The following is a 2,076-nucleotide window of genomic DNA, read 5'->3' on the forward strand; positions in this document are numbered from 1 at the left end:
CTGCCCGTTGACCGACCGCCCGGCGCGCGCACCTTCTGCCTGCGCGGTAGCGCCACCGATCCTCCATTTGTTCTCCTGCCAGACGGGCGACAGGCCATGCCGCCCCAGCGCCTGTGCCAGCCCCTCTTCCAACGCCTTCTTGCGCCCCGGGCTTCGCAGATTGCTCAGGAATTTGCCGATGGGGACATCAGCGGTGACGCCGCCGATCACCACCATCTGCGTCTCCCTAAACCCGGGCAGGTCTCCCTGCTCCCGGGCGTTCAACGCGGCCGCGTAATGCTCGTCCCTCCAGTTGATCTTTTTTCCGGTCTGCGGGATCGTCCACAGACCCTCTGATACTTGCCGAGGTGCCAGGCCATGCCGTGTCAGCGCCTGTGCCAGCCCCTCTCCCAACGCCTTTGTGCGCCCCGGGCTTCGCAGCGTGTTCAGGAATTTGCCGATGGGGACGTCGGCGGTGACGCCGCCGATCACCACCTTCTGCGTCTCCGCCTTCTCGGGCAGGTCTCCCTGCTCCCGGGCGTTCAACGCGGCCGCGTAATGCTCGTCCCTCCAGTTGATCTTTTTTCCGGTCTGCGGGATCGTCCACAGACCCTCTGATACTTGTCGGGGCGCCAGGCCATGCCATGTCAGCGCCTGTGTCAGCCCCTCTCCCAACGCCTTTGTGCGCCCCTGGCTTCGCAGCGTGTTCAGGAATTGGCCGAGGGGGACGTCGGCGGTGACGTCGCCGATCACCACCTCTTGCGTCTCCGTCTTCTCGGGCAGGTCTCCCTGCTCCCGGGCGTTCAACGCGGCCGCGTAATGCTCGTCCCTCCACATGATCTTTTTTCCGGTCTGCGGGATCGTCCACCGGCCGTCTGATATTTGCCGGGGCGGCAGGCCATGCCATGTCAGCGCCTCTGCCAGCCCCTCTCCCAACGCCTTTCTGCGCCCCGGGCTTCGCAGCGTGCTCAGAAATTTGCCGATGGGGACGTCGGCGGTGACGTCGCCGATCACCACCGTCTGCGTCTCCGTCTGACTGGGCAGGTCTCCCTGCTCCCGGGCGTTCAGCGCGGCCGCGTAATCCTCGTCCCTCCACATGATTTTTTGTCCGGTCTGCGGGATCGTCCACCGGCCGTCTGATATTTGCCGGGGCGGCAGGCCATGCCATGTCAGCGCCTGTGCCAGCCCCTCTTCCAACGCCGTTTTGCGCCCCTGGCTTCGCAGCATGCTCAGAAATTTGCCGATGGGGACGTCGGCGGTGACGTCGCCGATCACCACCTCCTGCGTCTCCGCCTGCTTGGGCAGGTCTCCCTGCCTCCGGGCGTTCAACGCGGCCGCGTAATCCTCGTCGGAATACTTCCTCGGCATGGTTCATCCCTTCCCGTTCCGTGTGAAGCCGCCTGTATGGGCGCTTTCTGCTCACCTGACCGCCCGCCCGACAGCCCGGGCACCTTCGACCGGAACCGGACCCGGTACCGCCTCCTGCGGCACATCCTCCGCATCCACTCACGACACGCCCCCGGAACCCGACCCGGCCTCACTACTCCCGCCGGAAGCGACGGCGCGACGGCGCGACGGCGCGACGGCGCGACGGCGCGACGGCGCGACGGCGCGACGGCGCGACGGCACTCACCGGACCACTCCGAGAAACTGGCGTGGCACGCTACCGAGACGCCACCCGGAGCAACCCGAAACAGCATAGGAGAACGGGAGATGGAACACCTCTTCTATGATGCCGAGGACGATGTCCCGCGGCACACGGTCACCGTTGTCCCTGACCACGTCGGCCATCCGGCAGGTTCCGCCGACTGCGGATCCCATGCAAACGGCGAGCCGACCTCCACGAAGCACTGCCCAGACGCAGCTGCTGCCTCCCCACCCACCGACAACCCAGCTCACTGCGCAACCCCCGGTAAAAGGTGACGGACGAGCTCGGCTTCCCGACGGCACCGACCGACCGTCCGTCCGCACCTGGTCTCACGTGCCTGCCATGCTCGGGCTCGTTGAGGCCGCTTCGCTCATGTGCGTCTGCGTTTTATCGGGATTCCGACAGGCCGATGCGGGGTCGGCCCGGGGGGCTGTGCCGGGTCGGCGGGC

General features: G+C 66.8%; 1 protein-coding gene. It reads right to left on the reverse strand.

Going from position 1 to position 2,076, the window contains the following annotated elements:
- The coding region (locus ABD339_RS33410; RefSeq protein WP_344570932.1) for a hypothetical protein at positions 1-1,347 on the reverse strand (1,347 nt) is incomplete at its 3' end.
- Positions 1,348-2,076: the final 729 nt, after the last annotated feature.

Origin of the sequence: Streptomyces axinellae, assembly GCF_039532135.1 — a bacterium.
In the GTDB taxonomy this organism is placed as follows: Bacteria; Actinomycetota; Actinomycetes; order Streptomycetales; family Streptomycetaceae; genus Streptomyces; species Streptomyces axinellae.